The sequence below is a fragment of the Pseudomonas sp. GW456-E7 genome, assembly GCF_059424105.1.
The window spans coordinates 63,919-85,299 of sequence record NZ_JBWKZB010000015.1; the positions used below are offsets into that span (position 1 = coordinate 63,919).

Sequence of the window (21,381 nt, forward strand, 5' to 3'; positions counted from 1 at the left end):
AGGCATGAAAACAATAAAGACTTGCCACACCCCGCGTGCCCTGGCTATTGCCATCGCACTGTTGCTTGGCGGGAACGACGCTTTCGCCAAATTGACCGACGCAGAGGCGGCGCGCCTGGGTAACGACCTTACTCCGGTTGGCGCCGAGAAGGCCGGCAATGCCGATGGCAGCATTCCAGCCTGGCAGGGCGGCCTGACGGCTCCTCCGGCAGGCTGGAGTCCGGAGAAGGGCTACGTTGATCCGTTCCCGCAAGACAAGCCGCAGATGGTGATCACCGCGGCCAACGCCGATCAATACAAAGACAAGCTGTCGCCCGGCACCCTGGCTTTGTTGAAGAAGTATGACAACTTCAAGATGCCGATCTACCAGACCCGGCGCACCGCCGCACTGCCGGCTGAAGTCACCGCCAAAGCCAAGACTCAGTCCACTCAGGTCGAGTTGCAGGGTTTCGGTTTGAGCAACCTCAATGGCTCGAACATACCGTTCCCGATCCCGAAGAACGGTCAGGAAGCAATCTGGAACCACTTGGTTCGCTACTTGGGCGGTGGCTTCGAGCGGACCTATCACTGGTTCCCGGTACGTAGCAGCGGCGAGTTCTACAAGGTTGGTTTCCGCGAGAACCGCGTGTTCGACCAGAACATGGATCGCAGTATGGACAACCACCTGTTTTCCTTCCTGGGCTACTTCCTCGAACCGGCCACGTTGCAGGGCACGGTCTACCTGGTGCGTGAACCGGTGGACCAGGTCAAGGAAGCGCGCTCGGCCTGGATCTACAACGCCGGTGCACGTCGTGTGCGCCGCGCGCCGGATCTGGCGTATGACAACGTCAGCGATGGCACCGAGAGCATGCGGGTGACCGACCAGTACGACGGCTATAACGGCGCGCCCGACCGCTATGACTGGAAACTGGTCGGCAAGCAGGAAATCTATGTTCCGTACAACGACTACAAGTTGTCCGATAAGTCGCTGAAATACGAAAACATCCTGCAAAAAGGCACCGTCAATGCCGACCTGATGCGCTACGAACTCCACCGTACCTGGGTCGTCGAGGGCACGCTCAAGGCCGGGCAGAAGCATATCTACGGCAAGCGCGTGATGTATCTCGACGAGGACAGCTGGACCGTGTTGCTCGAAGACGCCTACGACACTCGCGGCCAGCTATGGCGCATTGGCGTGCACCCGACGATCCAGTTCTATGACGTCGGTGTGCCGTGGTACCGCGCCAACATCTTCCATGACCTGAGCAACGGCAACTACATGGTCTCGGGCCTGGACAATGAGGTCAAGCAACCCTGGAAGTTCGGCGTCAAGGGGCGTCAGGCCGACTTCCAGCCCGATGCCCTGCGTCGCGCTGGTCACTAAGCCCTCAGGCAGTCTCAAGGCGACCCGATTGCGGGTCGTCGATTACAAATACAAGAGAGGAGCGGCCAATGGCTATTTTGGGCAAGTCCGTTCACAGGGTGTTGTGGGCGGCACTCATCGCGGCATCTGCTGTACATGCCGAGACGCCTGGCTCGATCCAGACCGGGATCAATTCACAGCGAATCATCCTGCTCGATATCCAGCGCGTGGGCAGTCAACTGTTCAGTGCCGGCGAGCGCGGCTGGATCCTTCGTTCCGCGGATGATGGGCAACATTGGCAGGGCATTCATACGCCAGCCGATCGAACGCTGACCGGGCTTGCTTTCGCCAACGACCGACTGGGCATCGCCGTTGGACATGGCGCGACCCTGTTGCGCACCACCGATGGCGGTCAGCAATGGACAGCCGTAGGGGTGGAGGGTATCGGTCATGATTCGCTGCTCGGTGTCACCTACCTGGGCGGCCAGCATTTCGTCGCCTATGGCGCATTCGGTCACTATCTGGAATCCGTCGACGCTGGCTTGAGCTGGAGCAAAAAAACGGTGATGGGGGAGGACTTCGATCGGCACATTGCCAAAGTGCTGAAGGTCGGTGGTGACCTGTTCCTTTTCGGCGAATCCGGCACCTTGCTGCGCTCGCGTGACCTGGGGCTGAACTGGGAAGCGTTGCAATCCCCTTACGAGGGTTCTTTTTTTGGCGGACTGCAGACGCCAAGTGGTGCGCTGTTGGCTTTCGGCATGCGCGGCAATCTGTATCGCTCAAACGACCGGGGAGATACCTGGCAGCTGATTCCCCTGGACGCCAAGGTTGCACTGCAAGGGGGGCAGGTTTTGCCTGACGGGCGTATCGCCCTGGTCGGCAATGCCGGACTGCTGGCACTGAGTAACGACGATGGCAAAAGCTTTGAGCTGAGTCACGCCGCTCGTGGCGGGCTCTCGCAGATCGTTGCGGTGACCGGCGGTGCCCTGGCCGTGGGCGATGCCGGTGTTCAGTCTCTGAGCTTGACGCAAGCGACAGCCAATTGAGGTTTCTATGAGTAAGTACCACGACAATCAGGGGCTCGAGCTTGTGGGCGACGTTCAGGTGCTCGACCGCCACCACTTCTCCCGTAGTCTGGTCGGTCGGGTGTCCTGGTGGATTTTTCACTTGCGTCGCCCGCTTCTGATTTTTTTCATTCTATTGACGCTGCTGTTTACCTTCACCGCCACACGGCTGCGTGTGGAGGCGGGCTTTTCCAAGATGATCCCGCTGCAGCATGAGTACATGCAGTCCTTTCTCAAGTACCAGTCGGTTTTCGGCGGCGCCAACAAAGTGTTGCTGGCGTTGAAGAACGAAAAGGGCGAGATCTTCGACCCCGGATTCATGGAGAGCTTGCATCAGGTCACCGAGGAAGTTTTCTACATCAAGGGCGTCGAGCGTAGCTCGGTCACTTCGTTGTTCACCTCCAATGTGCGCTACAACGAGGTCGTAGAAGACGGCTTCAGGGGCGGCAACATTGTTGCGGCCGACTTCTCCGGTACTCCAGAGCAGCTGAAGGCGGTGCGCGAAAATGTGCTGAAGTCCGATTGGGTCGGCCGTATCGTCTCCAATGACTTGAGCGCCGCCATGGTGGTGGCGAACTTGCAGGAAGTGGACCCGGAGACCGGTTTGCGTCTGAGTCTGCAAGCGGTCAGCCAGTCCCTGGAGGCGATTCGCGCCAAACACGAAAAAGATGGCGTCAGCGTGCACATCATTGGCTTCGCCAAGTCGACCGGGGATATCGCAGACGGTGCCGCCGGGGTGCTGCTGTTCTTCGCCGTGGCCTTCGTGATCACCGCACTGTTGCTGTATTGGTATTGCGGCTCGCTGATGCTGACGTCCTGGGCGTTGGTTTGCGCCATGGTCCCGGTGGTATGGCTACTGGGTCTTCTGCCGCTGTTGGGGTTGGCGCTCGACCCCATGTCGATTTTGGTGCCGTTCCTGATTTTCTCCATTGGTGTCTCCCATGCGGTGCAGATGACCAACGCCTGGAAACTGGAAGTGTTGCATGGTCACGACAGCATTACCGCTTCGCGCAATTGCTTCCAGAAGCTCTTCATTCCAGGTGCCATGGCGCTGCTGGCCAATGCACTGGGGTTTCTGGTAATCGCCTTCGTGCAGATCGAGATGGTGCGGGAACTGGCCATCACCGCGACCTTGGGGGTCAGCCTGATGATCCTCACCAACAAACTGCTGTTGCCGATCCTGCTGTCTTACATGCGCATTTCGGCCAGGGATGCCGAGCGCCTGCGGGGCAAGGAAACCTCTGGGGACTGGTTGTGGGAACATCTGGGGGGATTGGCAACCCGCAAGGGCAGTGTGCCGGTCATCCTGATTGCGGTGGTTCTGCTCGGTGTCGGCATGTGGCAGGCGGGAAAGTTGAAGGTGGGAGACACGGGGCAGGGTGTCCCGGAGCTGCGTGCCGATTCGCGTTATAACCAGGACGTGGCGATGGTCACCCGTAACTTCGCCATCGGCGTTGATCTGTTGCAGGTGGTGGTTGAGGCAAAGGGCAACGAGTCGCCCTGTGTTGACCGCAACATTCTGGGCAAAGTCGAAGATTTCGAATTCGAGATGAAGCAGACCCCGGGCGTCGGTACGGTGCGAGGGCTGGCGGGTTATGTCGGGCAGATCACCCAGGGCTACGCGGAAACCTTCATCAAATGGCGCACCATTCCCGAGGAGCAGGCGCAAATTGCCCAAGGCGTGGGTTTCGCCACGCGTCTTGGCAATGAACTGATGAACTCCACCTGCAGTGCCATGCCGATCTCGCTGTACACCGAAGATCACCAGGCCTCGACTATCAGCAACATCATCGAACGGATCAAGGCGTTCAAGGTAACCCACGACGGCGATGACCTTCGTTTTCAACTGGCCAGTGGCAATGTCGGGGTAATGGCCGCGACCAATGAGGCGGTCGAGGCGGCGGACAAGTGGGTGAATCTCGCGCTTTTCGGCTCGGTGACCTTACTCTGCCTGCTGAGCTTTCGCTCGCTGCGTATCACCCTGTGCATCATCCTTCCACTGGCGCTGGTCACGGTGCTGTGCAACGGGTTGATGGCATGGCTGGGTATCGGTCTGAAGGTCAACACGCTACCGGTGGTGGCCCTGGGTGTCGGGGTCGGCGTGGATTACGGCATTTACCTGTTCGAGCGGATCAAGCACGAAATGCATTCACGTCATTCAGACTTGCGTCAGGCGTTTGTCGAAGCGCTGAAGCAGCGTGGCACTGCCTCGTTGTTCACCGCAATAACAATGACGGTGTCCGTGTCCACATGGGTGTTTTCCACCCTCAAGTTCCAGGCCGACATGGGCGTGCTGTTGGCGTTCATGTTCCTGGTCAACGTCTGGGGCGCCATCCTGTTGCTACCGGCACTGGCGGCATGGCTGCTACCGCCGGTGCACGCCGGCAAGCATCCTGCGCAGCCATCCGCAAACTAACTCCATGCAGTACTTTGGCGGCCTTCGGGCCGTCTTTTTTTGGGGGGGAGTCAGGGGTGCTACGCTTGTATCGATACGCTTGGGCATCTGCCAGTTTGCTGCTGCAAAGGAGTGGGCTGAAGTGTGGGCTGGGAAGCTTTACCAAAACCCAGAAACGACAAAGCCCTGAAAAATCAGGGCTTTGTCGTATAAAGATGGCGGAGGCGATGGGATTCGAACTCATGGACCTGTTACAGTCGACGGTTTTCAAGACCGTTGCCTTAAACCACTCGGCCACACCTCCGTTTGCGTTGCGGGCGCCATAATACCTGAATGAAACACACTGTCAAACTCTCTGCATAGCTAGTTACAGAGCGTCTGTTATGATCTTTGCGACTGAACGTTTCAAACCAACAGGAGTGTCGCCATGCGCGAACAGGATTACGCAGTTAATAACAGCGTGCAGGCTGAGCAGCTAGAGGTTAGCCGCGTCCTGCGCAACACATACGGCTTGCTCGCCCTGACCCTCGCATTCAGCGGCGTGACGGCCTACGTTGCCCAGCAGATGCGTGTTGGCTACCCGAATATCTTCGTGGTGCTGATCGGCTTCTACGGTCTTTTCTTCCTCACCAACAAACTCCGTGATTCCGCCTGGGGCCTGGTGTCGGCATTTGCCCTGACCGGTTTCATGGGTTTCCTGCTTGGTCCGATCCTCAACCGTTACCTGGGTATGCAGGGCGGCGCTGAAGTGGTCAGCTCGGCCTTCGCGATGACCGCGCTGGTGTTCGGCGGCCTGTCGGCCTATGTGCTGATCACCCGCAAGGACATGAGCTTCCTCGGCGGTTTCATCACGGCAGGCTTCTTTGTGCTGCTGGGTGCGACGCTGGCGAGCTTCTTCTTCCAGATCAGCGGTCTGCAACTGGCGATCAGCGCAGGTTTCGTGCTGTTCTCCTCGGTCTGCATTCTGTTCCAGACCAGCGCCATCATTCATGGCGGTGAGCGCAACTACATCATGGCCACCATCAGCCTGTATGTATCGATCTACAACCTGTTCGTCAGCCTGTTGCAGCTGTTCGGCATCATGAGCCGTGATGACTGATCGTCGGCCTTGAAGTAAAAAACCCGCTCAGGCGGGTTTTTTATTGCCTGGAAACCAGGGTTACTCGGTAATGACAATGCTGCCGTCAGCTTGCTGGCGGTAGATGGTGTAGGGCAGCAGCAAGGTGTCCATCGCCCCGGACACGACCACATCGAGCAGCACGATGGCGGGGGCGGGGCCATGCACCTGCGCATCCCGACCCTCTTCAAGGGGCGCGTTCAGCATGCAAAAATCGTAGGTCACGCCGCTGTAGATTCGCGGTACCGCACCGCAGTAACTCTTTTGTTCCTTGAGACTTCTCGAGGCTACTTCGTCACTGCGCACAACCGTCTGAATCGTGCCGCAACCCGCAAGCATCATTGCCACCAGTAGCATTGCCTGAGTTTTCATACCGTCAATCCTTCGCCGGAAACCATCAATCTACGTCAGTCTGAAACAAATATCACTCACGCCATGGGCGGCAACCGGCGCTTGACCGGGGTTTTCTTGACGATGGCCGTGTTGGTTTCAGCGTGGGTGTTGAGGCGGTCGAGCAGGGTGTCCAGTTGTTCCATCGAGCGCACGTGCAGGCGTGCGATGAAACAGTCGTCGCCGGTCACTTTGTCGCACTCGGTGAATTCGGGAATGGCCATGATTTGCCGCTCCACCTCTTGCAACTGGCCCGGCAACGGGCGAATACGCACGATGGCCTGGAGTTGATAACCGAAGCTTTTCGGGTCGATTTCAACGGTGTAGCCCTTGAGTACACCACGCTCTTCCAGGCGGCGCAGGCGCTCGGCAACACTGGGGGAGGACAGGCCACTGATTTGCGCCAGAGCCTTGAGCGAGCGTCGCGAGTCTTCCATCAGGGCCGTGATCAGCACTTGGTCGATGTCATCGGTCATGGCGAAACCCTCTGTTAGGCATTTTTTCAAAACTGCCTTCATAAAAAAGGCCGATTCAGAGTTTAGCCTGCTTTTTGCTATGGAGTGGCGCTGTGGTGCATTGGCATACTTTGGCCACAAACACAGGAGTCTGATGATGGACAAAACCCTACGCCGCGGTTCGTTTGAAATGACGGCCGCCATGCTGATCTCCGGCACCATCGGTTGGTTCGTGCTGGTGTCCGGGCAACCGGTGCTGGATGTGGTGTTCTGGCGCTGCCTGTTCGGTGCCGGCACCTTGCTGCTGATTTGCGCCGCCTTCGGCTTTCTGCGCCCCGGTATTCTGACCCGCACCACGTTTTTGCTCGCCGTGCTCAGCGGGGTGGCGATTGTCGGCAACTGGGTGTTGTTGTTCGCCTCCTATTCCCGGGCGTCGATTGCCATCGGCACCGCCGTCTATAACGTTCAGCCGTTCATGCTGGTCGGGCTGGCGGCGCTGTTTCTCAACGAAAAGATCACCACGCAGAAAATGCTCTGGCTGGGCGTGTCGTTTCTCGGGATGCTGGCCATCGTCAGTGCCCATGGCAGCCAGGGCGAGAGCGGCAGCGATTACCTGACGGGCATTGCCCTGGCATTGGGCGCGGCGTTTCTCTATGCGATTGCCGCGCTGATCATCAAGCGTTTGACGGGGACGCCACCGCACCTGATTGCGCTGATCCAGGTCAGCACCGGTGTGTTGTTGCTCGCGCCATTGGCGAATCTTTCGACACTGCCGCAGGCGCCGAGCGCATGGGCCAGCCTGGTGACACTGGGCATGGTGCACACCGGTGTGATGTATGTGTTGCTGTACGGCGCCATTCAAAAACTGCCCACTGCGCTGACGGGGGCGCTGTCCTTCATCTATCCGATTGCGGCGATTTTCGTCGACTGGTTTGCCTTCGGTCATCGTCTGGAGCCGCTGCAGTGGATCGGTGTCGCGGCAATCCTGCTGGCCGCCGCCGGTATGCAACAAGGCTGGTCGCTGAAGTTTCGGCGCACGGTGACGCCGTAACCCGCTTCGCCGGCGTCAGATGTTCCAGTGCGGCGCGCTCCTGGCCAGGCGCTGGCGCATCTCGCCGATGTTGGCGGCCAGTTGTCGGGTCAGCAGGCGATAGCCATCCAGCCTGTTGTAGACCGGTGCATCGAGGCTGACCAGCGGCACCTCCATGGGCCGATCGAGACGCTGGGCGGCGCCTGATTTCAACGCCCGGGCCATGCCGATCAATTGCACGCGGATCTGGCGATGCTCGGCGTTCAATGCCGTTTGCAGGAGCGTCATGGCCTCGGGGTCATTGGCATCCGGTCGGGTATTGCCAAGGATTTCCAGGGTGCTGACGCACATGCGCAGGTTGCGCTGGATGGCATCGAGCTCGGTCATGGAAATCTTCACTTCCTTGGACACCGACGGCATCAGTGAGCGCAGTTGCACCATCGCCGCATTCAGGCGCGTCATGAGCTTGAGGTGTTCGTCGGCGGTGATGGCCTGGCCGTCAATGATGCGCCCGTAGACTTTCGCGCAATCACGCAGGGCATCGGCCAGGTTGTAGCGCCAGGAATACACCGCATACAGCGGCAGGGCGAAGGAAAACGCCAGGGCCAGGGCAATGCCGATCAGGATATCCACTCCGCGCCACAAGCCATCGGTGACCGGGTTGTCGCCATGCCCTGCGACGATGAACACGGTAATCGCCGACAGCAGTGCGGTGTAGCCGCCCTTGCCGATGGCGTGATACGAGAAAAACCCGCAGACCACCGACATCGCGAAATAGGTCAGCCAGGGCATTCCGAGCCAGGCCTGTTGTGCCACCAACGCCAGGCCGACACCGGCGCCGATCAAGGTGCCGATGGCACGCTCGGCGGCTTTCTTGCCGATGTTGCCGTGGTGCTGCAAGCCGCCGATCACCACCAGCATGGTCACCGACGCCCATTCACCGTGGGGCAGTTTGATCCCGGTGGTCAGCAGGATCGTCGCCAGCAAGCCGAGCGACACCCGCACCGCATGGATCACCCGGGCATGGCGGTAGCGCCGGTACGGGTCCAGCAACGGACGCAGCAATCGGCGCAGCAGCGGTGGCAGTCGATCGGCTCTGGATGTACTCAGGCTGGCTCTCCTCAGAAGATGTAGTCGGTGGTCAGGAAGCTCGAACTGCGGCCACTGATGATCTCGCTGATCAGGTCCTTGTTGGTCTCCTGGAACTTGGTGGCCACCAGCGTGCGGATTGAAAACACCCGCAGCGCATCATGTACCGACAGGGTGCCTTCGGCCGAGTTCTTGCGACCATTGAAGGGGTAGGTGTCCGGGCCACGCTGGCATTGGGCATTGAGGTTGATGCGCCCGACCTGGTTGGCAAAGGTGTCCACCAGCCGGCCGACCGCCACCGGATTGGTGCCGAAGATGCTCAACTGCTGGCCGAAGTCCGACTCCAGCACGTAGTCGATCACGGTATCCAGATGACGGTACGGCACGATGGGGATGACCGGGCCGAACTGTTCTTCCTGATAAACGCGCATCTGCGGCGTAACCGGGTACAGCACCGCCGGGTAGAAGAACGACGCCCGGGCCTCGCCACCGTTGGGGTTGACCACCCTGGCGCCTTTGTTCTCGGCATCCGCCACCAGTGCGTGCAGATAGTCGACCTTGCCCGATTCCGGCAGGGGCGTCAGGGCGACGCCACTTTCCCAGGGCATGCCGGGCTTGAGGTTGGCGAGCCTGGCATTGAATTTGTCGATGAAGGACTCGACCACGTCTTCGTGGACAAACAGGATCTTCAGGGCCGTACAGCGCTGGCCATTGAATGACAGCGACCCGGTCACCGCTTCACTGACCGCATTGTCCAGGTCCACTTCCGGCAGGACGATGCCCGGGTTCTTCGCATCCAGGCCCAGCGCCGCGCGCAAGCGGTGGGGTTTGGGATGGAGTTTTTTCAGGTCGCTGGCGGCTTTGTTGGTGCCGATGAAGGCGAAGATGTCGATCTTGCCGCTGGCCATCAGCGCACTGACCGTCTCGCGGCCGCTGCCATAGATGACGTTGATCACCCCGGCCGGGAAGCTGTCGCGGAAGGCTTCCAGCAATGGGCGAATCAGCAGCACGCCGAGTTTCGCCGGTTTGAACACCACGGTGTTGCCCATGATCAGCGCCGGGATCAGCGTGGTGAAGGTTTCGTTCAACGGATAGTTGTAAGGCCCCATGCACAGGGCGACGCCCAGCGGCACGCGGCGGATCTGGCCGAGGGTGTCCTGTTCCAGTTCAAAACGACTGGAGCGACGATCGAGCTCTTTGAGCGCGTTGACGGTGTCGACGATGTAGTCGCAGGTGCGGTCGAACTCCTTTTCCGAGTCCTTGAGGTTCTTGCCGATTTCCCACATCAGCAACTTGACCACGGCGTCGCGCTGCTCGCGCATGCGCCCGAGAAAGGTTTCGACGTGCTGGATGCGCTCGGCCACACGCATGGTCGGCCACAATCCCTGGCCACGGTCGTAGGCGCGCACGGCAGCGTCGAGGGCGGTCAATGCGGTGTCGGCATCGAGCAGCGGCGTGCTGCCGAGTATCACTTGTTCGTCGCCATCGGCACCCGTCAGGTATACCGGGCTGCGGACCTGGGCCAGTGGCCCGTTCCAGGTTTTCAGTACGCCATCGACCAGGTACTCACGCTGTTCGGTCTGGCCGTCGAGGCGGTACTTTTCCGGGATGTCGGCTGGGCTCGGGAACAGGTTCTGGAGAATATCGGCTGTGGTCATGTCGCTACCCCTCTGGATTGGGTGATGCACTGATGAATCGTTTTAGCAGACCTCAGCGACCCTTGTCATGACTCATCTCAGCGTTTTGCCGTTCGCGGATCTATCGCTGCCCTGCGTCATGGCCTCAGAAGCGCCCCTTGTTGGCCCCCAATGCCCTCAACCCGCCCGCGTGGAGTGCCTTAGTGTTGAGCTCTCCTTGATCACAACAAAAAAGCTGCACCCGGCCGACCGGGCAGCCCATGAGAGGACAGCCATGCGGGCAAGCCGATTAACTGAAAAGCCTAGCCTTTGTTTGGCATTGGCGGGGTGTGCCTTTGCGTTGCTTGCAGGGTGCGAAGAACCGAAAAACCCGCCGAGCCGTAGCGAAGCCGGTGCCGCGAGGCCCGCCGACGCCGAGCTGGCTCAGGTCTACGACAACAGCTGCAAGCTTTGCCACGCCAACCCGGCGGCCGGTGCACCGCTGACCGGCGACATCAAGGCCTGGGAGCCACGGGTGCTGCAGGGCGCCGACACGCTGCTCGATCACGCGATCAACGGCTACAACGGCATGCCGCCGATGGGCATGTGCATGCAGTGTTCGCAGGAACAGTTCCTGGCGCTGATTGCCTTTATGTCCGGCCAGCAAATCCAATAACAAGAACGGCAGGGTGCGATTCATGACGATGGACCTGACACGGCGTCAGTTGTTGCAACGGGCGAGCGTCATCGGCGCTTTTACCGCGCTCGGCTCAGCCCCGGCGCTGGCCGAGCTGCTGCGCGCGCCACGGTTGATTCCCTGGCGCAACTGGTCGGGTGGCCAGAATTGCCTGCCGGCGGCGCGGCTGGCGCCCAAGAACCTGGATGAGTTGACCCAAGTGGTGCGTCAGGCCCCCGGCAAGATCCGTCCGGTGGGTTCGGCGCATTCCTTCAGCGCGCTGGTGCCCACCGACGGTACCTTGCTGTCGCTGAGCTATTTCTCGGGGTTGCTCGATCACGATCCGAACACCCTGCAAGCCGAGTTCGCCGCCGGCACGCCGATGTCGCGCATGGGCACACCGCTCAAGGATATCGGCCAGGCCCTGCAAAATATGGCCGACATCGATTACCAGACCCTCGCCGGCGCGATCGCGACCTCGACCCACGGCACCGGCAAGCACTTTCAATCCTATTCGGCGCACGTCTGCGGCTTGCAGTTGGTGACCGCCGGCGGCGAGGTGCTGGATTGCGATGCCAATCGTCATCCTGAGGTGTTCAGCGCCGCCAGGGTGTCCCTGGGGGCGTTGGGCGTGGCGACCAGAGTGCGTCTGCAAAACCGCCCGGCGTATCGTTTGAGGGAGCGGCAGTGGATCGCCAAAACCGAAGAGTTGCTCGAAGACCTGGACAAGAACACCCGGGAAAACCAGCACTGGGAAATGCTCGTGGTGACCCATTCCGACTACGCCTTGTCGATCGCCCTGAACGAAACCAGCGACCCGGCCACACCGCCGGTCCCGGCGGATGAGGAGGGCGGCAACGAGTTTGTCACCTTGATCGAGAAGATCGACAAGTACGCCAGCGACTTCCCGGATCTGCGCCGCACCATGCTCAATAACCTGCGCCACCTGGCCAGCTTCGATGACCGGGTGGGGGACTCGTTCGACATCTACGCCAACGTGCGCACGGTGCGCTTCAACGAAATGGAATATTCCGTGCCGGCCGAGTACGGCCCGGCCTGTTTGCGCGAGATCCTCAAGCTGATCCGGGACAAAGACCTGCGCACCTGGTTTCCGATCGAATACCGTTACGTCAAGGCCGATGACATTCCCTTGAGCATGTTCGAAGGCCGCGACAGCTGTTCGATTTCGGTCCACCAGCATTACCAGATGGATCATCACAACTTCTTCGCCGCCATCGAGCCGATTTTCTGGAAGTACAACGGCCGACCGCATTGGGGCAAGTTGCACACGCTGAACGCGAAAAACCTGCAGCCGCTGTACCCGCGCTGGCAGGAGTTCATTCAGGTGCGGCAGGCACTCGACCCCAGCGGCAAATTCCTCAATGCGCATTTGTCATCGATCCTGGGGGTGAGCTGATGGCCGTCAATCGCCGTAATTTTCTGCTGGGCACCGCAGGTGTCGGCGCCTTGTTGGCGGGTGTCGGGGCGTGGCTGCGGCCGGGTGACCGAGGTGCGCCCTACAGCGACTATTTCCGCCTGCTCAACCGCGAGCTCAAGGACCACGGGCCGATGCGTCCGGTGATGCTGATCGACCTTGATCGGCTGGATCACAACATCGACGTGGTGATGCAATCGGTCAAGCGTGGCGGCAAACACCTGCGGCTGGTGGAGAAATCGCTGCCGGCACCGGGGCTTCTGGCCTACATCGCCCAGCGCGCCGGCACGCAACGCCTGATGTCGTTTCACCAACCCTTTCTCAATCATGACGCCGTGCAGTTTCCCGAGGCCGATATTCTGTTGGGCAAGCCGCTGCCGGTGCGTTCGGCGCAGTTGTTCTATCAGTCGCACAAGGGGCTTTTCGATCCTTCGAAGCAATTGCAATGGCTGCTCGATACGCCAGAGCGTTTGCAGCAATACCTCGCCCTGGCTCAGGGGCTGGGCACGCGAGTACGGGTGAATATCGAGCTGGATGTCGGGCTGCATCGCGGAGGTATCAACGACCTTGGCGTACTCAGGCAGATGCTGACGCTGATCAGCCAGCACCCGCAGCATCTGGAGTTCGCCGGGTTCATGGGCTACGACCCGTTCGTGGGCATGGGCGTGCCGGGGATTCTGGGCTCGCCCGAGGAGCTGTTCGCCAAGGTGATGCTGATCTACCAGCGCTGCGTCGATTTCACCCGTCAGCAATATCCCGGTTTATGGCGAGAAGGATTGACCCTCAATACGGCCGGCAGTCCGAGCTATCGCCTGCACGAGCAAGAGCAACTCAGCAGCGAAGTGTCGGTGGGGACGGCGATGCTCAAGCCCACTCACTATGACTTGCCCTCGCTGGTGGAGCATGTGCCGGCCGCTTACATCGCAACGCCGGTGCTGAAAAGCACCGGGGCGGTGAACATTCCGGCGCTGGATGACCGGTCCAGGCTGTTTTCCTGGTGGGACGCCAATCAGCGCGAGACGTTTTTTATCTACGGCGGCAACTGGATGGCGGAGTTCGAATCGCCACCGGGGTTGCAGAGCAATGGTGTGTATGGCCGCAGTTCGAACCAGGAGATGGTCAATGGTTCGGCGGCGGTGGGGCTTGGGGTTGAGGACCAGGTGTTCTTGCGGCCTGCCCAGACGGAGGCGGTGTTGTTGCAGTTTGGGGATTTGCTGGCGGTTCGGGGTGGGAAGATTGTGGATAGCTGGCCGGTGTATTCCTGAAGGATTTTTTGTGGATGTGCCGCCGCCTTCGCGAGCAAGCCCGCTCCCACAGGGGAATGCATTCCAAATGTGGGAGCGGGCTTGCTCGCGAAGGCGTCAGCTCAGTCAAAACGCATACGGGATACTGACCTTGGCCCAAAGCATTTCCCCTTCAGGCCGGTTTTCCACGTCGAATTCCTTGGCCCAGCGAATCTCCGCGCTGGCGTACTTGAGAAAGGTCCAGTGCAGCGCCGGACCAATCGCAAACACCTGGCCGCGCACCCCGTCGTTCACGTCCTGGCCGTTGAACTGCACGGTGTGGCCGAACTGTTTGTCATCGGTGGTTTGCTTGAGGTAGTAGCCGTTCAGCCCGAACATCAGGTCGTCGGTGATCTTGAAACTGGCGGAATAGTCGATGTGGAAAATCTGCCCCGACTTGTAATCGGTGTCTTTGTTTTTCTCGTTGAAACTGTAGGTGGTCTTCATCGACACCTCGGTTCTGTCCGTCGGCAGCCAGGTGAAGGAGAACAGCGGTTTGTAGGTGTAGAAGTTGTTGCTGGTGTTGGCCAGGCGATCGACGCTGTATTCGCCGGTCGGCACCGTGACTTCAATGGCGGCGCCGAGGGTCAGGTTCGGGCCCATGTCCCAGAGAATGATCGGCGCGATGGTGGTGTCGCCCATGCCTTCGCGGGTGTCCTGCGGCAGGCCGAACACCGAGACTTCCTGCTTGAGCCAAGGCTGCGCGATGTAGCCGGCCAGCCGGCCGCCAAACACCCGCACCGGGCTGAGGTAATCCAGGCGCGGGATGACGGCCGTGGATTCGATCTCGACGTTCGGCACCTTGCCGCCGAGGGAGCTGATGTTCAGCTTCGTGGCCTTGTAGTGGTTGTAGTAGAGGTTGAACGCAACCATGTTGTCCGGAAGGCTGTCGGGCGACAGCGGCAACATGAAAAAGCCGTCGGTGCCGGGGCCGATGTTGTCCACGCCAGCCTCGGTGGCGAGGGCCGGTTGCAGGGCGCAGACGCCGGCCAGGCTGATGACCATCAGGGGAAGTGTCGTGCGAGTCGCGATCATGGGTGTACTCATTATTATTGTTGGCGGGCTGTCCGGCATCCCTACGAGGGCCGCCCCATAGAAATAAGCTGTCCGCGCCCTGCAAGGCAGGGTATTGGCGGCCATTTAGGGGGACTTCTGCGGACAGCCTTTAAACGCTGTGCTAACTTCCTTCGACATAACCGGTTACAAAAATAAGAATGCTGCTCGTCCCGGAATGTATGGCCCCATGCAAATGAAAGTGATCGATCCCACCTTTGAACTGGCGCTGGTGTCGCCGTTTCTCCTGCAAACCCTGGCCGAAGTCGCCGAGCAGAAGGGCATCAACCCACAGAGCCTGTGCCGGGGGTTGGGGTTTGACCTTGAAGACCTTCAGGATCCGGCGCAGCGCATTTCCTATCGCCAGGCCGTGGCCATGATTCAGCGTGCGCTCAAGGCCTTGCCCAATCAGGGGCTGGGCCTGTGGGTCGGCGCGCAGAATGTGCTCGGCACGCTGGGGCTGTTGGGGCATGTGTTGTCGCTGTGCAAGACCCTGCGCGATGCCTTTGAACTGGGCATCCGCCATCAACACACCTCGGGCGGCATTGTCGTGTCCAGTGTGGAGGAGGCGGGTGACCGGGTGTTTGTCGACGTTGAATGTCGCTTGCCGTTCGCCGATGTGCAGTTGTTCGCGGTCGAGGAGTTTTTCGCCAGCCTGCTGGTGTACGGCCGGGCGCTGGTCGGGGCGGATTTCAAGCCGGTGGCCGTGGAGTTCATCCATGCGGCGCCGGACTATCTCGGCGAATATTCGCGCCTGCTGGGGCCGGATGTGCGTTTTGGTTGCCTGCAAAACCGCATGGTGATCGATGGGCATTGGCTGGACGTCCAATTGCCCAATCACCACTCCCTGGCCCTGCGTCAGGCCGTGAAACTGCTCGAACTGGAAGCCGCGCAGGTGCACCAGAAAATGGACCTGATCCAGGCGGTGGAACGGGCGATTGCCCGGGACCTGACCGAGGGCAGCCACATCGAGAAAATCGCCAGCGACCTGAACATGAGCAGCCGCACCTTGCGTCGGCGCCTCACCGAACACGCGCTGACGTTCGAAGCGCTGCTGGAACAAGTGCGCCAGGCCCGCACCATGAGCCTGCTGGCCAACCCGGACATGTCCATCGAACGCATCACTGAGGAAGTCGGCTACAGCGACGTACGCAGCTTTCGCCGGGCGTTCAAGCGCTGGACCGGCATGAGCCCGAGTGCGTTCCGTAGTGAAAGCCCCAGCGTTGTTTGATCCTTCTGTGGTGAGCGGTTTCTGTGGTGAGTAGGACTCTGTGGTGAGTGGGCTTCTGTGGTGAGTGGGCTTCTGTGGCGAGGGGGCTTGCCCCCGTTGGAGCGCGAAGCGGTCCCCTACATTTCCAGTCATACCGCGTCGGCAGGTTTTGGGGCTGCTTCGCAACCCAACGGGGGCAAGCCCCCTCGCCACAGAAGCCCGCTCCACAGAAGCCCCCCTTTGCCACAGGTTCCTGACCTCCGACGGCACACAAAACCTCACACACCGGTTAAACTCCATGCTCTTTTTCAAGGAGTTCATATGAGTCATTACCAGCCGGGCATTCTCGCCACCCCCGTTCCACCTCAAGCCCGCCATATGTTCTTCGCGCTCGAATCCGCCGCTGCACTGCCGGCCGCGCTCGATAACCTGCAAGGGCTGGTGGACGGCAAGTCGGTGGTGGTCGGCTTCGGCGAGTCCCTGGTCAAGGCGCTGGGCGGGCAGATCGAAGGTCTGCGGCCGTTCCCGGCGCTGACGGGCGTCGGCGTCGACAATCCGTCGACCCAACACGCGCTCTGGTGCTGGCTGCACGGTGAAGACCGTGGCGAGTTGCTCAACCGCAGCAACGCCATCGCCGCGGCATTGGCCCCGGCGTTGCGCCTGGTGCAGATGAACGAAACCTTCCGCCACATGACCGGCCATGACCTGACCGGCTACGAAGATGGCACCGAAAACCCGCACGACGAAGCCGCAGTAGCTGCTGCACTGGTGGCTGAAGGCGCGGACGGCACGGTGGGTGGCAGCTTCGCCGCGATCCAGCAGTGGCAGCATGACCTGAAAGGTTTCCACGGGCTGTCGGCGGATGAGAAAGACAACATCATGGGCCGCCGCCTGAGCGATAACGAAGAGATCGACGATGCGCCGGTTTCCGCCCACGTCAAACGCACCGCCCAGGAAAGTTTTGCACCTGAGGCCTTCGTGGTGCGCCGCTCGATGCCGTGGATCGAAGGGGACCGCGCCGGCCTGATGTTCCTGGCCTTCGGTTTCTCCCTCGACGCCTTCGAAGCCCAACTGCGCCGCATGAGTGGCCTGGAAGACGGCATCACCGACGGTCTGTACCGCATCAGCCGTCCGATCACCGGCGGCTACTACTGGTGCCCGCCGCTCAAGGACGGTCGACTGGACCTGCGCGCATTGCGTAGCGACTGAACGGCAAGGAGAGCCTATGAACCTGGTGCGCTGGGGCATGATCGGTTGTGGCAGTGTCGCTGAACGCAAAAGCGCACCGGCCTTCTACAAAGCGCCCGGATCGGCGCTGGTGGCGGTGATGGGGCGGCGCCTGGAAGCCGTCACCGACTACGCCGCGCGCCACGGCATCGCGAGGGTTTATACCGATGCGCAAGCGCTGATCAACGACCCCGAGGTTGACGCCGTGTACATCGCCACACCGCCCGACAGCCATCACGCCTATGCCTTGCAGGCGGCCACCGCCGGCAAGCATTGCTGCGTCGAGAAACCGATGGCGCTCAACGCCGGGCAAAGTCGCGAGATGCAGCAGGTGTTTGCCGATGCCGGGTTGCATCTGTTCGTGTCCTATTACCGGCGTTCGCTGCCACGCTTCCGGCAGGTGCGGCAATGGCTGGAGGAGGGGCGGATCGGCGAGGTCCGGCACTTGAGCTGGACCCTCACCAAAGCCCCGTCGGCAGTGGATCTGGGTGGCGCGAACAACTGGCGTACCGATCCGGCGATTGCCGGTGGTGGCTACTTCGCCGATCTGGCCAGCCATGGCCTGGACCTGTTCCAGTACCTGTTCGGCGATATCGTCGAAGTCGCCGGGCTCACTGCGCGGCAGGCCGGTTTGTACGCGGCCGAAGATGCCGTCAGCGCCACTTGGCGGTTTGCCGGCGGGGCACTGGGGATGGGCTGCTGGAACTTCGTCGCCGATCGCCGCGAAGACCGGGTCGAAGTGATTGGCAGTCAAGGCCGTATCACTTTTTCAGTGTTCGACGAGCACCCGGTCGAACTGCATGCCGACGAGCACCTCAGCCTGACCATCGAGCATCACGCGCACATTCAGTGGCACCACGTGTTGGGCATGAATGCGCATATTCGTGGTGAGGCGCAGCATCCGGCCGTGGCCGCAGAGGCGCTGAAGACTGATTGGGTGATGGACCAGATCCTCAAGCGGCACTGATCCCTCAGACCAAACATGATCCCCTGTGGGAGCGAGCCTGCTCGCGAAGACATTGTGTCAGGCAATATTTTGTCGGCTGACACACCGCTTTCGCGAGCAGGCTCGCTCCCACAGGGACGGTGGTGAATCTAACCTTATGCGCATTCGGTATTTCTCAAGCGTGTCATAACCTCTCTAAGATCACGTCATAACTCGTTATAACAAGTGATCTGCCATGACCGATAACGTTCTATCCCTGAGCAGCGTCCCGCTGCACACCCAGCTGCGAGACGTGCTGCGTGCCCGCATCCTCGACGGCGAATATCCGCAAGACAGCCAGATGCCTTCCGAAAGCGAGCTTGGCGCCTTGTTCAAGGTCAGCCGCATCACCGTGCGCCAGGCCTTGGGTGACCTGCAAAAGGAAGGGCTGATCTTCAAGATCCACGGCAAGGGCACTTTCGTCGCCAAGCCGAAAACCTTCCAGAACGTCAGCACCCTGCAAGGCCTGGCCGAGTCCATGACCGGTCGCGGCTATGAGGTGATCAACCGCCTGCGCAGCTTCAAGTTCATTGCTGCCGACAAGTTTGTCGCCGAGCGTTTGCAGGTTGCCGAAGGCGAGGTCGTGGCGCAGATCAAACGGGTGCGCCTGATCAATCGCGAGCCGATTTCCCTGGAAATCACCTACCTGCCCAAGGATGTTGGTGAGCGCCTGGAAAAAGCCGACCTGGTCACCCGCGACATTTTCCTGATCCTGGAAAACGACTGCGGCCTGGCGCTCGGTCACGCGGACCTGGCCATCGATGCGGTACTGGCCGACAGCGACCTGACCCAGGCGCTGAACGTCGAACCCGGCTCGCCGATCATGCGCATCGAGCGTCTGACCCACGACGCCGAAGGCCGGCCAGTGGACTTCGAACACCTTTACTACCGTGGCGATGCCTTCCAGTACCGCCTGCGGATCGACCGGCAAAAAGGGGATCAGGCATGACGCGCAGCACGTTGGAGCAGGAATACGACATCGTCGTGATCGGCGGCGGAACCGCCGGGCCGATGGCGGCGATCAAGGCCAAGGAACGCAACCGCGACCTGCGGGTGTTGTTGATCGACAAAGCTAACGTCAAGCGCAGCGGTGCGATCAGCATGGGCATGGACGGCCTGAACAACGCGATCATTCCCGGCCACTCGACCCCGGAGCAGTACACCAAGGAAATCACCATCGCCAATGACGGCATCGTCAACCAGGCGGCGGTTTACGCCTATGCCACCCACAGCTTCGAAACCATCGAGCAACTGGACCGCTGGGGCGTGAAGTTCGAGAAGGACGAAACCGGCGACTACGCGGTGAAAAAGGTCCACCACATGGGCGCTTACGTGTTGCCGATGCCGGAGGGGCACGACATCAAGAAAGTCCTGTACCGGCAGTTGAAGCGCGCGCGGGTGAGCATCACCAATCGCCTGGTGTGCACGCGTTTGCTGACGGATGAAGAGGGCGCGGTCAACGGCGTGATGGGTTTCGATTGCCGCACGGCGGACTTCCATGTGATCAAGGCCAAGGCGGTCATCCTCGCCTGCGGCGCCGCCGGCCGCCTGGGCCTGCCGTCCTCGGGCTACCTGATGGGCACCTACGAAAATCCGACCAATGCCGGCGACGGCTACTCGATGGCCTACCACGCCGGGGCCGAGCTGGCGAACCTGGAATGCTTCCAGATCAACCCGCTGATCAAGGATTACAACGGCCCGGCCTGCGCCTACGTCACCGGCCCCCTGGGTGGCTACACCGCCAACAACAAGGGCGAGCGCTTCATCGAGTGCGACTACTGGAGCGGGCAGATGATGTGGGAGTTCCATCAGGAGCTGGAAAGCGGCAACGGCCCGGTGTTCCTCAAGCTCGATCACCTGGCCGAGGAAACCATCCAGAACATCGAAGAGATCCTGCACAGCAACGAGCGTCCGAGCCGTGGCCAGTTCCATGCCAATCGCGGCACCGACTACCGCACGCAGATGGTCGAGATGCACATCTCGGAAATCGGCTTTTGCAGCGGGCATTCGGCGTCGGGGGTGTGGGTCAACGAGAAGGCCGAGACCTCGGTCAAGGGCTTGTACTCGGCCGGTGACATGGCGGCAGTGCCGCACAACTACATGCTCGGTGCGTTCACCTATGGCTGGTTTGCCGGCAACAACGCGGCGGACTTTGTCGCCGGTCGCGAGTTTTCCGCGCTGGATGCCGCGCAGATCGAAAGCGAAAAGCAGCGGGTCTATGCACCGCTGGACCGCGAGCATGGCCTGCCACCGGCCCAGGTCGAGTACAAGCTGCGGCGCTTCGTCAACGACTACCTGCAACCGCCGAAAGTGACGAAGAAGATGCAGATCGGCCTGCAACGCTTCAGCGACATCCAGCGCGACCTCGACCAGATCAAGGCCCATAACGCCCACGAGCTGATGCGCGCCATGGAAGTCAGCATGATCCGCGACTGCGCCGAAATGGCCGCCCGCGCTTCATTGTTCCGCGCCGAAAGCCGCTGGGGGCTTTACCACCATCGCGTCGATCACCCGCAACGCAACGACCGCGACTGGTTCTGCCATTGCCACCTGAAGAAAGACGAGAACGGTTTGATGAGCAGTTTCAAGAAAGCCGTCGAGCCTTACATCATCCCGCTGGATGCCGACGAGATGCAGGCTTACGACCGGCTGCGGGTCGGTGCCGATGCGGCTTGATGCCGACAACCAGAGAGAGACCGAACATGGCTTACCAACCCCAGGAAATCTTCTTCCGCTCCAACGCACCGGTCACGGTCGATGAAGACAAATGCATCGCCCACAAAGGCTGCACCGTGTGCGTCGACGTTTGCCCGATGGACCTGCTGGCGATCAACCCGGCCACACAAAAGGCCTACATGGCGTTCGACGAATGCTGGTACTGCATGCCCTGTGAAAAGGATTGCCCGACCGGGGCGGTGAAAGTAGAGATTCCCTATTTACTGCGCTGAAATACCGTCCATGTGGGAGCGGGCTTGCTCGCAAAAGCGGTGGGTCAGTCGACATCAATGTTGAAT

19 protein-coding genes and 1 tRNA gene are annotated in these 21,381 nt (G+C 60.6%); 14 read left to right on the forward strand and 6 right to left on the reverse strand.

The window, feature by feature from the left end:
- The first annotated feature begins 4 nt into the window (after positions 1-4).
- From AC07YV_RS12335 to AC07YV_RS12345, 3 genes are all read left to right on the forward strand, one after another.
- Positions 5-1,363, forward strand: a complete 1,359-nt coding sequence (locus tag AC07YV_RS12335) for a DUF1329 domain-containing protein (RefSeq protein ID WP_102674736.1) — start codon at positions 5-7, stop codon at positions 1,361-1,363.
- Positions 1,364-1,431: 68 nt separating this feature from the next.
- Positions 1,432-2,388, forward strand: a complete 957-nt coding sequence (locus AC07YV_RS12340) for a WD40/YVTN/BNR-like repeat-containing protein (RefSeq protein WP_102699715.1) — start codon at positions 1,432-1,434, stop codon at positions 2,386-2,388.
- Between the two features lie 7 nt (positions 2,389-2,395).
- Positions 2,396-4,822, forward strand: a complete 2,427-nt coding sequence (locus tag AC07YV_RS12345) for an efflux RND transporter permease subunit (protein ID WP_102699714.1) — start codon at positions 2,396-2,398, stop codon at positions 4,820-4,822.
- A 195-nt stretch (positions 4,823-5,017) separates the two neighbouring features.
- Here the strand turns inward: AC07YV_RS12345 and AC07YV_RS12350 are convergent.
- Positions 5,018-5,105: transfer RNA gene (locus AC07YV_RS12350), tRNA-Ser, on the reverse strand.
- A gap of 123 nt (positions 5,106-5,228) precedes the next feature.
- On the opposite strand from AC07YV_RS12350, the gene AC07YV_RS12355 reads away from it, so the two are divergent.
- Positions 5,229-5,900 (forward strand): Bax inhibitor-1/YccA family protein, encoded by a 672-nt coding sequence (locus AC07YV_RS12355; RefSeq protein ID WP_102699713.1) that lies wholly within the window; start codon positions 5,229-5,231, stop codon positions 5,898-5,900.
- Between the two features lie 60 nt (positions 5,901-5,960).
- On the opposite strand, the gene AC07YV_RS12360 is transcribed toward AC07YV_RS12355, so the two are convergent.
- A complete protein-coding gene (locus tag AC07YV_RS12360) occupies positions 5,961-6,290 on the reverse strand; it encodes a YceK/YidQ family lipoprotein (protein ID WP_102699712.1) in 330 nt (109 codons plus the stop codon).
- Between the two features lie 56 nt (positions 6,291-6,346).
- Positions 6,347-6,784 carry an Lrp/AsnC family transcriptional regulator gene (locus tag AC07YV_RS12365; RefSeq protein ID WP_007973356.1) on the reverse strand — a complete coding sequence of 146 codons (438 nt, stop codon included), beginning with the start codon at positions 6,782-6,784 and terminating at the stop codon, positions 6,347-6,349.
- Positions 6,785-6,920: 136 nt separating this feature from the next.
- Here AC07YV_RS12365 and AC07YV_RS12370 point away from each other — a divergent pair, with 136 nt between their 5' ends.
- Positions 6,921-7,814, forward strand: a complete 894-nt coding sequence (locus AC07YV_RS12370; RefSeq protein ID WP_102699711.1) for a DMT family transporter — start codon at positions 6,921-6,923, stop codon at positions 7,812-7,814.
- Positions 7,815-7,829: 15 nt separating this feature from the next.
- Here AC07YV_RS12370 and AC07YV_RS12375 read toward each other — a convergent pair whose 3' ends face one another.
- Together AC07YV_RS12375 and AC07YV_RS12380 are read right to left on the reverse strand one after the other, a co-directional pair.
- On the reverse strand, positions 7,830-8,870 hold the full coding sequence (locus AC07YV_RS12375; RefSeq protein WP_102699710.1) for an FUSC family protein: 1,041 nt from the start codon (positions 8,868-8,870) through the stop codon (positions 7,830-7,832).
- A 44-nt stretch (positions 8,871-8,914) separates the two neighbouring features.
- A complete protein-coding gene (locus AC07YV_RS12380; RefSeq protein ID WP_102699709.1) occupies positions 8,915-10,540 on the reverse strand; it encodes an NADP-dependent glyceraldehyde-3-phosphate dehydrogenase in 1,626 nt (541 codons plus the stop codon).
- Between the two features lie 253 nt (positions 10,541-10,793).
- Here AC07YV_RS12380 and AC07YV_RS12385 point away from each other — a divergent pair, with 253 nt between their 5' ends.
- From AC07YV_RS12385 to AC07YV_RS12395, 3 genes are all read left to right on the forward strand, one after another.
- On the forward strand, positions 10,794-11,174 hold the full coding sequence (locus AC07YV_RS12385; protein ID WP_102699708.1) for a c-type cytochrome: 381 nt from the start codon (positions 10,794-10,796) through the stop codon (positions 11,172-11,174).
- 22 nt (positions 11,175-11,196) lie between these two features.
- Entirely contained in the window at positions 11,197-12,591 is a 1,395-nt protein-coding gene (locus AC07YV_RS12390) for a D-arabinono-1,4-lactone oxidase (RefSeq protein WP_102699707.1), read from the forward strand.
- Positions 12,592-12,665: 74 nt separating this feature from the next.
- Positions 12,666-13,874 (forward strand): DSD1 family PLP-dependent enzyme, encoded by a 1,209-nt coding sequence (locus AC07YV_RS12395; RefSeq protein ID WP_173900806.1) that lies wholly within the window; start codon positions 12,666-12,668, stop codon positions 13,872-13,874.
- A 105-nt stretch (positions 13,875-13,979) separates the two neighbouring features.
- Here the strand turns inward: AC07YV_RS12395 and AC07YV_RS12400 are convergent, their stop codons facing one another.
- A complete protein-coding gene (locus AC07YV_RS12400; protein WP_238540807.1) occupies positions 13,980-14,897 on the reverse strand; it encodes a SphA family protein in 918 nt (305 codons plus the stop codon).
- Positions 14,898-15,135: 238 nt separating this feature from the next.
- Here AC07YV_RS12400 and AC07YV_RS12405 point away from each other — a divergent pair, with 238 nt between their 5' ends.
- The 6 genes from AC07YV_RS12405 (at position 15,136) to AC07YV_RS12430 (ending at position 21,315) form a co-directional block, all read left to right on the forward strand.
- A complete protein-coding gene (locus tag AC07YV_RS12405) occupies positions 15,136-16,176 on the forward strand; it encodes an AraC family transcriptional regulator (protein WP_102699705.1) in 1,041 nt (346 codons plus the stop codon).
- A gap of 300 nt (positions 16,177-16,476) precedes the next feature.
- On the forward strand, positions 16,477-17,364 hold the full coding sequence (locus AC07YV_RS12410) for a Dyp-type peroxidase (RefSeq protein WP_102699704.1): 888 nt from the start codon (positions 16,477-16,479) through the stop codon (positions 17,362-17,364).
- A 16-nt stretch (positions 17,365-17,380) separates the two neighbouring features.
- Positions 17,381-18,349, forward strand: a complete 969-nt coding sequence (locus AC07YV_RS12415) for a Gfo/Idh/MocA family protein (protein WP_102699703.1) — start codon at positions 17,381-17,383, stop codon at positions 18,347-18,349.
- 214 nt (positions 18,350-18,563) lie between these two features.
- Positions 18,564-19,316: a GntR family transcriptional regulator gene (locus AC07YV_RS12420; protein ID WP_102699702.1), complete on the forward strand. Its 753-nt coding sequence runs from the start codon at positions 18,564-18,566 to the stop codon at positions 19,314-19,316.
- Positions 19,313-21,043 (forward strand): fumarate reductase/succinate dehydrogenase flavoprotein subunit, encoded by a 1,731-nt coding sequence (locus tag AC07YV_RS12425; protein ID WP_102699701.1) that lies wholly within the window; start codon positions 19,313-19,315, stop codon positions 21,041-21,043. Before AC07YV_RS12420 ends, AC07YV_RS12425 begins: the two co-directional genes overlap by 4 nt.
- A gap of 26 nt (positions 21,044-21,069) precedes the next feature.
- Complete coding sequence (locus tag AC07YV_RS12430) at positions 21,070-21,315, forward strand: 4Fe-4S dicluster domain-containing protein (RefSeq protein WP_003180418.1); 246 nt, start codon at positions 21,070-21,072, stop codon at positions 21,313-21,315.
- Positions 21,316-21,381 lie beyond the last annotated feature (66 nt).